14 protein-coding genes are annotated in these 12,346 nt (G+C 63.4%); 7 read left to right on the plus strand and 7 right to left on the minus strand.

Features of this window, described 5'->3' with window-relative positions; translation table 11 throughout:
- Positions 1 to 38: 38 nt before the first annotated feature.
- Positions 39 to 602, minus strand: a complete 564-nt coding sequence (locus Q0X18_RS10810; protein WP_297562191.1) for a TQO small subunit DoxD — start codon at positions 600 to 602, stop codon at positions 39 to 41.
- A gap of 229 nt (positions 603 to 831) precedes the next feature.
- Between Q0X18_RS10810 and Q0X18_RS10815 the strand changes: the two genes are divergently transcribed.
- A complete protein-coding gene (locus tag Q0X18_RS10815) occupies positions 832 to 2,487 on the plus strand; it encodes a methylmalonyl-CoA mutase (RefSeq protein WP_297562193.1) in 1,656 nt (551 codons plus the stop codon).
- A 75-nt stretch (positions 2,488 to 2,562) separates the two neighbouring features.
- Entirely contained in the window at positions 2,563 to 3,219 is a 657-nt protein-coding gene (locus Q0X18_RS10820) for an alpha/beta fold hydrolase (RefSeq protein ID WP_297562196.1), read from the plus strand.
- Positions 3,220 to 3,286: 67 nt separating this feature from the next.
- Here Q0X18_RS10820 and Q0X18_RS10825 read toward each other — a convergent pair whose 3' ends face one another.
- A complete protein-coding gene (locus tag Q0X18_RS10825; RefSeq protein WP_297562198.1) occupies positions 3,287 to 3,823 on the minus strand; it encodes a phosphoribosyltransferase family protein in 537 nt (178 codons plus the stop codon).
- Between the two features lie 145 nt (positions 3,824 to 3,968).
- Entirely contained in the window at positions 3,969 to 4,511 is a 543-nt protein-coding gene (locus tag Q0X18_RS10830) for a phosphoribosyltransferase family protein (protein ID WP_297562200.1), read from the minus strand.
- Positions 4,512 to 4,591: 80 nt separating this feature from the next.
- Between Q0X18_RS10830 and Q0X18_RS10835 the strand changes: the two genes are divergently transcribed.
- Positions 4,592 to 5,023, plus strand: a complete 432-nt coding sequence (locus tag Q0X18_RS10835; RefSeq protein ID WP_297562203.1) for a bifunctional nuclease family protein — start codon at positions 4,592 to 4,594, stop codon at positions 5,021 to 5,023.
- A complete protein-coding gene (locus Q0X18_RS10840) occupies positions 5,020 to 5,787 on the plus strand; it encodes a metallophosphoesterase (protein WP_297562206.1) in 768 nt (255 codons plus the stop codon). The genes Q0X18_RS10835 and Q0X18_RS10840 overlap by 4 nt, the downstream gene beginning before the upstream one ends.
- A gap of 14 nt (positions 5,788 to 5,801) precedes the next feature.
- On the opposite strand, the gene Q0X18_RS10845 is transcribed toward Q0X18_RS10840, so the two are convergent.
- Positions 5,802 to 6,128 (minus strand): HIT domain-containing protein, encoded by a 327-nt coding sequence (locus tag Q0X18_RS10845; RefSeq protein WP_297562209.1) that lies wholly within the window; start codon positions 6,126 to 6,128, stop codon positions 5,802 to 5,804.
- Positions 6,129 to 6,188: 60 nt separating this feature from the next.
- On the opposite strand from Q0X18_RS10845, the gene Q0X18_RS10850 reads away from it, so the two are divergent.
- Positions 6,189 to 6,554, plus strand: coding sequence for a hypothetical protein (locus Q0X18_RS10850; RefSeq protein ID WP_297562212.1), 366 nt, complete (start codon positions 6,189 to 6,191; stop codon positions 6,552 to 6,554).
- 3 nt (positions 6,555 to 6,557) lie between these two features.
- On the opposite strand, the gene Q0X18_RS10855 is transcribed toward Q0X18_RS10850, so the two are convergent.
- Both Q0X18_RS10855 and Q0X18_RS10860 read right to left on the minus strand, forming a co-directional pair.
- The gene (locus Q0X18_RS10855; RefSeq protein ID WP_297563072.1) at positions 6,558 to 7,862 is read right to left on the minus strand and encodes a MiaB/RimO family radical SAM methylthiotransferase; all 1,305 of its coding nucleotides are present in this window, start codon (positions 7,860 to 7,862) and stop codon (positions 6,558 to 6,560) included.
- Between the two features lie 41 nt (positions 7,863 to 7,903).
- Positions 7,904 to 8,380, minus strand: a complete 477-nt coding sequence (locus tag Q0X18_RS10860) for a hypothetical protein (protein ID WP_297562214.1) — start codon at positions 8,378 to 8,380, stop codon at positions 7,904 to 7,906.
- 94 nt (positions 8,381 to 8,474) lie between these two features.
- Here Q0X18_RS10860 and Q0X18_RS10865 point away from each other — a divergent pair, with 94 nt between their 5' ends.
- On the plus strand, positions 8,475 to 9,389 hold the full coding sequence (locus Q0X18_RS10865; RefSeq protein ID WP_297562217.1) for a threonine/serine dehydratase: 915 nt from the start codon (positions 8,475 to 8,477) through the stop codon (positions 9,387 to 9,389).
- A 55-nt stretch (positions 9,390 to 9,444) separates the two neighbouring features.
- The gene (locus Q0X18_RS10870; protein ID WP_297562220.1) at positions 9,445 to 11,112 is read left to right on the plus strand and encodes a formate--tetrahydrofolate ligase; all 1,668 of its coding nucleotides are present in this window, start codon (positions 9,445 to 9,447) and stop codon (positions 11,110 to 11,112) included.
- 50 nt (positions 11,113 to 11,162) lie between these two features.
- Here the strand turns inward: Q0X18_RS10870 and Q0X18_RS10875 are convergent, their stop codons facing one another.
- Entirely contained in the window at positions 11,163 to 12,338 is a 1,176-nt protein-coding gene (locus tag Q0X18_RS10875) for a M28 family metallopeptidase (protein ID WP_297562222.1), read from the minus strand.
- Positions 12,339 to 12,346 lie beyond the last annotated feature (8 nt).

Raw genomic sequence — 12,346 nt, forward strand, 5'->3', positions numbered from 1 at the left:
CCGCGCAGCCGGCACGGGGTTCAGCACCAGCCCAGGGCCTACGAGGCCGGCTCTGTGTTCCTCCGGAACATCACCCCCAGGCGGGGCAGCACATAGTAGTCGAGGCCGATATAGCCAGCCGTGCGCCAGGCCAGCACCAGCCAGGTAGCCACGATAAACATCCAGGGGTTCGAGCTCACCGTGCCCGCCAGCAGGAAGGCCGCATTCATGAAGCCGGCGAAGAAGGCCGCTAGACCGGTAAAGAGGCCCAGGATGAGCGCCAGTCCCACCAGAATCTCGCCGAAGGTCACCAGGTAGCTGAAGAGCACCTTGTTGGGCAGGGCCACGTTCTGGATGAACCAGGCATACCAGCCGGTTACGTCGGGGTGGTCGCCGGTGGTCTTGGTCAGGGCCCGCTCGAGGAAGCCACCCACCGCCACGCCGGCCTTGTCACCCACCCACGCCGGGTTGTTGAGCTTGCCCCAGCCCGCCTCGAGCCACTGCCAGCCCAGGTACACCCTGAGCACCAGCCAGATAGGCGCAAGCCGCACATCCGCAAAGAGGAACCTCGCGATCTTGGGCTCGGGAACCTGCAGGTTGGTGTTGATTCTTGCCGTTGCCATACCCACCTCCTCCTATTTCGAAATTCAAAGTACAACCAAAAGCAAAGCAGCCATAGGTGAATCTGTACCCAAGCAAATGTCCCTATAGGGCTGCGCTCGAGGGCGTTATGATGACTCTTTTCGCTTTGAAGGCCCGATAACGGGACGGACAGCCTCAGCCGGCCCGCTCGCAACCAATTGTCTGACGGATTATCCTCCTGCTGTCTCAAATCCGTTATATAATCGGGGCATGGCACAGCCCAGACCCAAGCACGCCTGGATGCGGGAAACCTACCAGAAATCCCTGGCCAAGATGCCCGAGCGCAAAGTGGCCCACAAAACCCTCTCGGACATCGCCCCCGAGCCGCTTTATACCCCCGAAGACCTGAAGGACTTCGACTACACCGAAAAGTTGGGCTACCCCGGCGAGTACCCCTACACCCGGGGGGTTTACGGCTCGATGTACAGGAGCCGCCTCTGGACCATGCGGATGTTTGCTGGGTTTGGCACCGCCGAGCAGACCAACGAGCGCTTCAAGAAGCTGCTGGCCGCCGGGCAGAACGGGCTTTCCACCGCCTTCGACCTGCCCACCCTGATGGGCTACGACTCCGACCATCCGCTTTCCAAGGGTGAGGTGGGCAAGTGCGGGGTGGCGGTGAGCAGCCTGGCCGACATGGAGATTCTCTTCGAGGGGATCAACCTCGAGGAGGTCACCACCTCCATGACCATCAACTCGCCGGCCAACGCCATCTGGGCCATGTACCTGGCTGCCGCCAAGAAAAAAGGCTACGACTGGAACAAGCTGGGCGGCACCATCCAGAACGACATCCTGAAGGAATTTATCGCCCAGAAAGAGTTTATCTTCCCGCCCGAACCTTCCACCAAGCTGGTCATTGATACCTTCGAGTGGGGGCCCCGCAACGTGCCCAAGTGGAACTTCATCTCGGTCTCGGGCTACCACATCCGCGAGGCCGGCTCCACCGCCGTGCAGGAGCTGGCCTACACCCTGGCCGACGGCTTCGAGTACGTGGAGTGGGCCCTCAAACGCGGGCTGGACGTTGACGAGTTTGCCCCCCGCATCTCGTTTTTCTTCAACGCCCACAACGACTTCTTCGAGGAAATTTGCAAGTTCCGGGCTGCCCGGCGCATCTGGGCTAAAGAAATGCGGCATCGCTATGGGGCCAAAAACCCCCAGAGCTGGATGCTGCGCACCCACGCCCAGACCGCTGGGGTCTCGCTTACCGCCCAGCAGCCCCTCATCAACATCGCACGGGTAGCCATTCAGGCCCTGGCCGCCGTGCTGGGCGGCACCAACAGCCTGCACACCGACGCCTACGACGAGGCCCTGGCCCTCCCCACCGAGGAATCGGCCAAGATCGCCCTGCGCACCCAGCAGATTATCGCCTACGAGTCGGGCGTGACCCATACCGCCGACCCGCTGGGGGGCAGCTACTATGTGGAGTGGCTCACCGACCAGATGGAGACCCAGGCCATGCAGATCATCGAGGAGATCCGGCGCATGGGCGGGGTGGTGCGGGCCATTGAGGAGGGCTACTTCCTGCGCGAGATCGCCGACGCCAGCTACCGCTTCCAGCAGGAAGTGGAGCGGGGCGAGCGGGTGATTGTGGGGGTGAATGCCTTCCAGGACGAGGGCCTCCAGGTACCCATCCAGCTCATTGACCCCGAGGTGGAGCGCGTGCAGGCCGAGCGGCTGGCCCGGGTACGGCGCGAGCGCGACCCCCAGGCCGTACAGCAGGCCCTGGCGGCGCTGCGGCAGGCCGCCAAAGAAGGGCGCAACACCATGCCCTACTTCGTGGACTGCGCCCTGGCCTACTGCACCCTGGGCGAGATGATGGACGAACTCCGAGCGGTATACGGGGTCTACGAGGAGCCGGTGCTGGTATAGCGGCACAACAATACGTTCACCCGGGCAGCCCTGTCTAGCAACAGATGTACCGAACCCCTGCGTTATAGTCGGGGCATGGCCCTTTTTACCTACCACAAACCCAAATCGCAGCTCCCCTACGCCCTTTATCTACCCGAAGGAAAGCCCCCCAAAGGTGGCTGGCCCCTGATTTTGTTCCTGCACGGCTCCGGTGAGCGGGGTAGCGACGGCCGGAAGCAGAGCACGGTGGGCATTGGCCCGGCCATTCAAGAGAACCTCCAGCGCTGGCCCGCCGTGGTGCTGATGCCTCAGTGCCCCAAGGGGCAGCAGTGGGCCGGGGAGCCCCTGGCGCAGGCCTACGAATTGCTGAACCAAGTGGAGCAACAGCACAAAACCAACCCCCGGCGGGTCTACCTGACCGGCCTCTCGATGGGGGGCTGCGGCAGTTGGAATCTGGGCTGCCTGTACCCCCGGCGCTTTGCCGCCATCGCGCCCATCTGCGGGGCCGCCGACCCCTTTATGGTCTGGCAACGGCTGGGCAAGGTGCCCATCTGGAACTTTCACGGCGCCGCGGACGAAGTGGTGCCGGTGAGCTTCTCGAGGGCGCTGGCCGATGCTCTAGCCAAGGCCGGCAACGTCCGGGCCCGTTTCACCGAGTACCCCACCGAAAAGCACGATGTCTGGAACCGGGTGTATCGGGAGCTCGAGTTCATCCAGTGGCTGTTTGCCCAGCAGAAGCGCGGCGGTAGTTGAAGAACGGCTACTCCACCAACAGCAAGCCCCAGACCCGCAACCGCCGGCCTGGGGCAGGTGGCTTGCACTAAGCCGTTTGCAGGATGGGAATCTCCGAGAGGAAGGTGATGGGCAGCTTGCTGTTGCCCTGGTGGAAAGCGGCCAGACGGGCTACCACGTTGGCCCCGGCCTTTTTGGCTACCTTCTCGAGCGCGTTCATGGTGCCCCCCGAGGAGACCACGTCGAAGACCAGGGCCACATTCTGGCCCATCAGCTTTTCGGCCATGCGGCTGTCCAGCCAGAGGGTCTCGGTTACGCCCAGGGTCAGCGACTCCACCTCCTGAATGATGGGGTCTTGCATATAGGGGCGGCGCTTGCGGCGCACCACCACATAGGGCTTGCCGCAGATGGCGCTCATGGTATGGGCCAGGACGATGGGGGAGGTCTCGAGGGTCAGCAGGGCATCGGTCTCGGGCGGCAGGTGCTTGACCAGCCCTTCGGCGGCGGCCTGCACCAGCTCCACATCGCCCATAATTTCAACCAGGGGGATGTGAACGCCCGGCAGGGTTTCGACCACCGGTACATGGCGGGTGATTTTGCCTATTGTGATGGGGTAGGTTTCCATAGTTACACTCCCTCGTTGCACCAAGGACTTAGCCTATTCGAACACCATGAGGATACGTGTGAATAGCCGTATACAAAGGTCATCTGGTTCCAGGAATCACGGGGTTAGGACAGCGATTCTCTTGCCCCACTGTTCGGCCATCCGTTCAATCCGGTTTGAAGAGCGGCAGATGCCCCAGGGCGATCACGTCTTCGCGGGGGGAACCCTCGGTAAACACGGCCAGCACAGCGGCTACCTGTCCGCCCACATCGGTGATGAGGTCGGAAAGGCCCTTGAGCGTGCTACCTGTCGAGACCACATCGTCTACGATAGCCACCTTTTTGCCCTTGATGAGTGGCACGTCGGTTCCGTCCAGTACCAGAAGCTGAGGCTTGCCGGTGGTGATGGAAATCACCGTGCGCGATACCGGGCTAATCATGTAGGGCTTCTCGGTTTTGCGGGCCACCACGTAGGGCTTCCCGGTCAGGCGTGAGAGGGCGTGGGCCAGGGGCACGGCCTTAACCTCCGGCGTCACCAGGGTTTCGATATCAGCAGGCATCCGTTGGGCCAGCGCGGCTGCGGCCTGCTCGACCACCTCGGTATCGCCCAGCATGTTGAACAGGGCCACCGCCACATCGGGGCCCACCTGCACCACCGGTAGCTCACGACGAACCCCGGCTACTTCCACCGCATAGGTTTTCACGGTCATAGTTTATAGGGTTATTTGAGATTCGCAAGCACATGACTTATGGCACACATGCCCCTTGAAAGGCCGCGTATACTCAAAGCATGGTACCCGCACGCATCGAAGGAATGGGAGTAGATCCGGGGAACGGCAACCTGATCGTGATGCTCAGGGCCGAGAACGAGCTGCTCCTGCCGGTGGTGATTGGGGCCCTGGAAACCCAGAACATCATGGTGCACCTTTCGGGCGAGAAACCGCCTCGCCCGCTGGGCCCCGATCTGTTCTACAACACCCTCGAGTTGCTCGGGGTAAAGGTGCTGCGTCTTGAGATCGTCGAACTGAAAGAAGGTACTTTCTACGGTCGACTGATACTGGAACAGCGCGGCATGGAGTACGAGATTGACTGCCGCCCTTCCGACGGCATTGCTCTGGCCATCCGCGCCGGGGCCCCCATCCTGATTGCCGAGCAGGTGCTCGAGCAGGCCGGCATCAAAGAATCGCAGCTCACCCGCCAGGGAGAGCCGCCCAAGGCATGAGGCGCCTGCTGGCTCTTTTCCTTGGGCTGGCCCTGGGCCTGCCGGGGCTGGCCCAGCGGCTGGCCGTGCTGGGCGACTGGGGGGCCGAGACCCCACACCGCCCCCTGGTTGCAGGAGCCATATACGAGCAACATCGGCAAAAGCCTTTCGAGGCCCTGCTGACAGTGGGGGACAACTTCTACCCTCGAGGCGAGCCCGTGCGCCGCTATCTGGACGAGCTGCCCCCAGTACGCATTTATCCCGCATTTGGCAACCACGATGTACCCGCCCTGGCCAATCAGCTCGAGCTGTTCAGGGTCGAAGGGCCCTACTACACTTTCCGGCTGGAAAACCTCGAGGTCTTCGTGGTCTACTCGGAGCATTTTAGCCAGGCCCAGCGCCGCTGGCTGGAAGCCGCCCTCAAAGCCTCTAAGGCCCCCTGGAAAATTGTGGCCCTGCACCGCCCCCTCTACTCCTCGGGCCTGCATGGAGGCGCCCGCAGCCTGCGGCAGTCCATTGAGCCCCTCCTCATCCAGTACCGCGTGCCGCTGGTGCTGGCCGGGCACGAGCACAGCTACGAGCGGCTCGAGGCCAGGGGCATCGTTCACATCGTTTCCGGCGGCGGTGGGGCCTGGCTGCGGGGTTTCTTGAGCGTACGCCCTCAAAGCAAAGTGCGGCGCCAAAGCCCCAATTACCTGACCCTGGAAGCCAGCGCCGAGCGGCTGCTGATTACGGCCCACAACGAGAAGAACGAGATAATTGACCGCGTGGAGCTAAAAAAATAGCAAGGCCGCCTGCGCTAGGCGTCCGAGCGCAGGTGCACGTGGACGTGAAATACCTCCTGCCCGCCTTTCTCGCCCACATGGATGCGGATGAAGTAGCCCTCGAGGCCCATCTGCTTGGCGATGCGGTTGGCCGTCAGCATCAGCTTGCCCAGCTTGAGCGCGCCCTCTGGGGTGTCGGGGTAGTCGGCCAGGGTGGGGATGTATTCTTTGGGGCAGACTAAAATATGCACCTTCGAGCGCGGGCGAATGTCCTTGAAGGCGATAAATTCGCCATCTTCGTACACGATGTCCGCCGGCAGCTCACGGCGGATGATTTTACCAAAAACCGTGGGGTTCTCCATATCGCCTAGACTATAACGCTTCCGAATCGGGGGCTGGCACAATAGTAGGGAGGTAAGTCTATGGGATCACTACCAGCAAGGGCCCTCTGGACGGGTGTTTTTCTAATACTGGTCTCTACCCTGGCGGTCATGGGCTCCAAGCTCACCCCCACCGCGCTGATTCCGGGAATTCTCGGCCTCTTGATTGCCCTGATGGGCATCTGGGCCAACAGAACCCCCAGCCAAACAACCCTCGCCATGAACATCGCCCTGGGGCTCTCGCTGCTGGGCCTGCTGGGTTCGCTGCGCGGCATCCCCGACTTCATCACCATCCTGGGGGGCGGCACGGTGGAGCGCCCGGTGGCGACCATGGCCCAGTTTGCCACGGTATTCATCTGCCTGGGCTTCAGCATCCGCTGGCTGGTGGAGCGGCGGCGCAAGGCCTAGGCCCTATACCACGGGCAGCAGGTAGCGGGCCGGTTCTTCCTTGATGGCCTCGAGCCGACCCTGCAGGGTGTAGCCCTCGATGGCCTCCACGCGCACCCAGGCGGTCTGGCCGATGCGGGCCTGTCCGGTGAACTCGACCTCGTAGTAGTCGGGGGTATGCCCGTAGGCCTTGCCCCCGCGAAAACTTTCGACCAGCACCTCCACCGCACCGCCCAGCTTGGGCCGAACCCGCGCCTCGGCCAGCCGGGCCGCCAGGGCCTGGAGTTCTTTGTTGCGGCGCTTGCGGACTTCGATGGGCACCTGCGGCAGCGAGGCCGCGCGGGTCTTGGGGCGTGGGGTGTAGGTGAAGACGTGCACGCGGCTGGGCCGCACCTCCTCCAGGAAATCCAGGGTTTCCCGGTGCTCGGCTTCGGTCTCGGTGGGGAGGCCCGCAATCACATCGGTGGTGAGGGCGAAGCCGGGTATCCAGTTGTAGGCTTTCTGCACCAGCGCGCGGTAGTAGTTTTTATCGTAGCGACGGCCCATCAGGGCCAGCAGCCGGGCAGAACCGGTTTGCAGGCTCAGGTGCAGGTGGGGGCGCACCTGGGGCGCAAAGCGCTGCATTACCTTCAGAAGCTCGTCCCCGGTGTCCTCGGGTTCGATGGAGGACAGGCGCACCTTGGCCCCCATCAGAGCAAGTTCCTCTACCAGGCCGGCAATCCCGCGGGGGTGGCCTTTGTAGGAACCCAGCCGCACCCCGGTCAGTACGATTTCCTGCACACCCGCTTCCAGCAGGGCCCCGGCTTCCGAAAGCGCATCGCGGTGCCCACGGTGGCGTTCGCGCCCGCGCAGGCGGGGGATGACGCAGTAGGCGCACCCCGCATTGCAGCCGTCCTGCACCTTGAGGAAGGCCCGCACATAGTTGTTCAGCAGGCCCCGCTCGCCGGCCCCCCAGAACTCGTTGGGCGGGGTGGTGATGGGGTCGGCTGGCAGCCCAAAGCGCTGCAAGATTACACCGGGCAGCTCGGCTTTGCGGCTGTTGGGCAGCACCACGTCGGCCCCCAGCTCGGCCAGTTGATCGGGGGCCAGCTCGGCGTAACAGCCCGTCACCACAATGAACGCTACAGGGTTGGCTCGGCGGGCCCGGCGCACCTCTTTGCGGGCATCGGCCTCGGCGGAAGTCGTAACGGCGCAGGTGTTGATGATCACCAGATCGGCCCCTGCCTCGAGGGGCACCACCACCGGCTGCAAAGGCTTTAAGAGACCCACCAGGGCGTCCGATTCGACCTGGTTAACCTTGCACCCCAGGGTTTTGACCGCCAGCCGCACCCCTTCCATCAGGGGCATTGTGGGCCACGGCCCGTCTCCGGTCAAGGGTCGGTAAGGACAAGGCCAGCAAAGTCCTCGTCAGATTCGTGCTCTTCCAGTACACACACCGGCTTGAGCCGGACGATCTGGGCAGGCGGGTCGTCGGGGCCAAACTCACCTGTTTCGGTGCTTTGGGCCACGCGAAACATCTGCTCCTCGAGCAGTTCCAAAAGCTCAGGGGTGGCCTCACGCACCATGACGGGTAGGTTTTTGAGCACATGAGGGGCTATCGAATAGCAGTCCTCGAGGCAGTGCAAAGCCTCGAGCACCTCCACACAGGAGACCATATCCCGCCCCACGGCATTGCGTAACTTTTCTGGGAGGGGTTCGCCGGCCTCTACAATACTCACCGCATACAAGTCGAAACCTGTGTGGTGTCGGTGTATCCACAATTTGAGCAGCTCCCGCGCAGTGGGGGTTTGGCCAACTAGCATCTGGCCGGGCTCGAGTTCGTAAATTGCCTCGGCGAGCATCCGCATGCAACCACTGTAGAATAAAAGGCTTTTGTGTAAGGTGCTTTGTGAGCGTTACTCAAACATTGGGCGTTACACATCCTCCTGTTAGCATGGGGGCGTGCTATCCCTGCAAGATATCCAAGACGCCGCCCGGCGCATCGCGCCCTACATCCACCGCACCCCGGTATTCACCAGCCAGGGGCTGGATAAGCTTCTGGGCCGCCAGTTTTTTTTCAAAGCCGAGCACCTGCAAAAAACCGGCAGCTTCAAGGCCAGGGGTGCCCTGAACGCAGCCCTCCAGTTACAAAACCCCAGGGGCCTGATTGCGGTCTCGTCGGGCAACCACGCCCAGGGGGTGGCCTATGCAGCCCAGGTGATTGGGGTTCCGTCCCTGGTGGTGATGCCCGAGGACGCCTCCCCCACCAAAAAAGCGGCCACCCGGGCCTACGGCGCCGAGGTCTACGACCAGGGGGTGACGGTAGAGAACCGTGAGCAGGTGGTGCGCGCACTGGCCGAGGAGATGGGTTATGCGCTCATCCATCCTTTTGACGACTTTCGGGTGATGGCGGGCCAGGGCACCCAGGCCCTGGAACTTTTGCAGCAGGTGCCCGATCTGGACGCCGTCCTGGTCACGGTGGGCGGGGGCGGGCTGATCTCGGGCATTGCAACGGTCATCAAGAGCCTGCGGCCCGAGTGTGAAGTGATTGGGGTGGAGCCCGAAACCGCCAACGATGCCCAGCAGAGCCTCCGGGTGGGGGTGCGCGTGAAGCTGATGCAGGCCCCCAAAACCGTGGCCGATGGGGTGCGCACCATGGTGATTGGCGAGAAGACCTTTCCGGTCATGCAGCACCACGTAGACCGCATCCTAACCGTGCCGGACGAGGTTACTTTGGAAGCCCAGCGCCTGATGATGCAAAGGCTCAAACAGGTGGTGGAGCCCACCGCCGGGCTGGCTTTGGGGCCGGCCCTGATGAACTACGACCTGCCCCGGCGGGTGGCGGTCATTGTGTGCGGTGGGAACTGGATGCCATAAAAAAGCCGGGGGCCCGAGGACGTTTATCACAGAGGTTTGGGCGTAGGGTGGAAGTATGGACACCACCCCGTTGTGCATACCCAGTGACCTCGAGCTCGCCCGACAATCCCAACCCAAACCCATCGCGGAAGTGTCTGCCAGCCTGAACATTCCACCCCAGGCGCTTTTTCATTATGGCCCCTACATGGCCAAGGTAACACAAACCCCACCCCCACCCAGGGGCCAGCTGATTCTGGTTACGGCCATGACCCCCACGCCCGCCGGTGAGGGCAAAACCACCGTGGCGATTGGCCTGACCCAGGCCCTCGGCAAGCTGGGCAAAAAGGTGGCCGTGGCCCTGCGCGAGCCCTCGCTGGGGCCGGTATTTGGCATCAAAGGCGGGGCCACCGGCGGGGGCTATGCACAGGTGCTGCCGATGGAGGAGATCAACCTGCATTTCACCGGCGACTTTCACGCCATTACCAGCGCAGTCAACCTGCTCTCGGCCCTGGTTGACAATCATCTGCACCATGGCAATGCGCTGGGGCTGGACGTGCGCCGCATCGAGATTAAGCGGGCACTGGACATGAACGACCGGGCCTTGCGGCAGGTGGTTGTGGGGCTGGGAGGCCCCGGCCAGGGCGTGCCCCGCGAGGCCGGTTTCGAGATTACCGTTGCCAGCGAGGTAATGGCCATCATGAGCCTGGCCTCCGACCTGGGCGACCTGCAAGAACGCCTGGGGCGTATCCGCATCGGCTACAACCAGGCCGGCCAGCCGGTATTCGCCCGTGACCTGGGGGCCCACGGGGCCATGACGGTGCTGCTCAAACAGGCTTTTTATCCCAACCTGGTACAGACCATGGAGCACCAGCCGGCCTTCATGCACATGGGGCCTTTTGGCAACATCGCCCACGGCACCAACTCGGTGGTAGCAACCCGCATGGCCCTGGGCTATGCCGACTATGTGGTGACCGAGGCCGGGTTTGGCTCCGACCTGGGCGCGGAAAAATACTTCAACCTGGTCTGCCGCCAGGCCGGTTTTGCCCCTCAGGCCGTGGTGCTGGTAGCGACCATGCGGGCCCTGCGCTTCCACGGCGGGCAGGACGACTACACCCGGCCCAACCTCGAGGCCGTGCGGCGGGGACTGTCCAATCTGGCCAAGCACATCGAGAATATCCGGCTTTTTGGTTACGAGCCGGTGCTGGCTTTCAACCGCTTCCCCACCGATTCCCTCGAGGAGCTCGGTCTGCTGCGGGCCTTTGCCGCCGAGCAGGGCCTGCGGGTTTCCTTTACCGAGGTGCACGATAAAGGGGGCGCGGGAGGGGTGGAGCTGGCTCAGATGGTGTTGGAGGCTCTGCAAAACCCCGGCCAGTTACGGTTTCTTTATGCGCTCGAGCAGCCGCTGGAAAGCAAGATTGAAACCATTGCCCAGCAGGTTTACGGGGCCGCTAAAGTCGAATACACCCAGGAGGCCCGCAAAGCCCTCAAGCGGCTGGAAAAAGAGGGCTGGGGCAGTCTGCCGGTCGTCATCGCCAAAACTGCCAACTCCCTCTCCGACAACGCCAGGCTGCGGGGCCGCCCCCACAACTTCACCGTGACCGTAACCGACCTCCGGCCCAAGTGCGGGGCCGGCTTTGTGGTGGCCTACATGGGCGAGATCATGACCATGCCGGGGTTGCCCAAAGCGCCGGCGGCCCTCCAGATTGGGCTGGACGAAGAAGGTCGGGTCACCGGACTGTTCTAAAGAAGTAGGAAAGCGCTCGAGGTTCTTATCGAATATCCCTCGGCTTCCACCTAGCGCAGCAGCCTTTCCAGAATCCCCCGCACCACCTGGCCGGTCTGGGCCATCAGCACGGGGTCGGCGAGGGTGTCGGTGGGGCGGTGGTAGTTGGGGTCGAGACCCCGGAAGAAGAAAAGCACCGGCACCCCAGCCTGGGCAAAGGGTACGTGGTCGCTGCCCCCACCCGGCGCACTGCCGCAGGCCACCTGGAGGGCGTTGCAGTCGGCCAGCGCCCGCAATTCACCGCTCCCACCGATGCCCAGGGAACCATTCACGTTGACGCCCACCATGTCCAGGTTGAGCATGCCCTTCAGGCCCCGCACAATTTCGGAGTTCTGTTCGACAAACCGGCGCGAGCCCCACAGCCCGTCCTCTTCCCCATCGAAAAACATGAACCAGATTTGCGCTGCGAGGGGGCTATCGGCCAGTTGGCGGGCCAGCTCGAGCACCGTCACGGTGCCCGAGGCGTTGTCGTTGGCCCCGGGGCTGCCCGGAACCGAGTCGTAGTGGGCCCCCACAATGGCCAGCGGATTCTGGCCGCCGCGCTTGGCGATCACGTTGCGCCCCTGTACCTCCTCGGTCAGGATGAGCACGTCCAGCACGGCGCGGGTTCCTACCTGGCTGAAGAGCCCAGCACCATCGCTCTGCGAGAGGGTCACCCCTGGAATGGGGCTGTTGCCGCCAAAGGTAAAGCGGGTGCCGCTAGGCTCCTCGGTCAGCAAGATAATGCCCACAGCCCCCCGCTCGGCCGCCAACTGGGCTTTCTCGAGGCCCGGAATCCCACCCCGGCGCACCACCGCAATGGCGCCCTGCAGGTTCAGGTTGGCGAAGTCGGCGGCCAGCCCCGCCCCCGGCACCACCGCTAGCGGCCCCTCTACCCGTCGGCCCGGGCTACCCACGATGCTGCTAACCGGAAAAGTGGCCGCACCCACCTGGAGGCTCGAGCCCTGGTCGCGGGTGCGGCTGTAGGTGAAGGGCTGGAATTCCACGGTGTAGCCCGCCTTGCGCAGCTCGGCAGCCAGGTATTCCCCGGCGGCTGTGGTCGCGGGCAGGCCTGCGACCCGCGGCCCCTGCGACAGCAGGGCCTGCAGGTCGGCCTGCATGCGCTCGGTGGAGAAAGCCTGAGCCAGCGCCAGCAGTCCGGCAGCCACCAGCCCCAAAGCCAACCGCAAAAACAGGTGTCGGCCCATGCCCCAAT

The sequence above is a fragment of the Meiothermus sp. genome (genome assembly GCF_026004075.1).
Taxonomy (GTDB): Bacteria; Deinococcota; Deinococci; order Deinococcales; family Thermaceae; genus Meiothermus.

What these genes read in the sequence shown, in the direction of transcription:
- Q0X18_RS10845 (WP_297562209.1), bottom strand. Translation starts at nt 6,128, where the DNA reads ATGGAGAACCCCACGGTTTTTGGTAAAATCATCCGCCGTGAGCTGCCG.
- Q0X18_RS10840 (WP_297562206.1), top strand. Translation starts at nt 5,020, where the DNA reads ATGAGGCGCCTGCTGGCTCTTTTCCTTGGGCTGGCCCTGGGCCTGCCG.
- Q0X18_RS10870 (WP_297562220.1), top strand. Translation starts at nt 9,445, where the DNA reads ATGGACACCACCCCGTTGTGCATACCCAGTGACCTCGAGCTCGCCCGA.
- Q0X18_RS10835 (WP_297562203.1), top strand. Translation starts at nt 4,592, where the DNA reads ATGGTACCCGCACGCATCGAAGGAATGGGAGTAGATCCGGGGAACGGC.
- Q0X18_RS10850 (WP_297562212.1), top strand. Translation starts at nt 6,189, where the DNA reads ATGGGATCACTACCAGCAAGGGCCCTCTGGACGGGTGTTTTTCTAATA.
- Q0X18_RS10810 (WP_297562191.1), bottom strand. Translation starts at nt 602, where the DNA reads ATGGCAACGGCAAGAATCAACACCAACCTGCAGGTTCCCGAGCCCAAG.
- Q0X18_RS10830 (WP_297562200.1), bottom strand. Translation starts at nt 4,511, where the DNA reads ATGACCGTGAAAACCTATGCGGTGGAAGTAGCCGGGGTTCGTCGTGAG.
- Q0X18_RS10820 (WP_297562196.1), top strand. Translation starts at nt 2,563, where the DNA reads ATGGCCCTTTTTACCTACCACAAACCCAAATCGCAGCTCCCCTACGCC.
- Q0X18_RS10860 (WP_297562214.1), bottom strand. Translation starts at nt 8,380, where the DNA reads ATGCGGATGCTCGCCGAGGCAATTTACGAACTCGAGCCCGGCCAGATG.
- Q0X18_RS10875 (WP_297562222.1), bottom strand. Translation starts at nt 12,338, where the DNA reads ATGGGCCGACACCTGTTTTTGCGGTTGGCTTTGGGGCTGGTGGCTGCC.
- Q0X18_RS10825 (WP_297562198.1), bottom strand. Translation starts at nt 3,823, where the DNA reads ATGGAAACCTACCCCATCACAATAGGCAAAATCACCCGCCATGTACCG.
- Q0X18_RS10815 (WP_297562193.1), top strand. Translation starts at nt 832, where the DNA reads ATGGCACAGCCCAGACCCAAGCACGCCTGGATGCGGGAAACCTACCAG.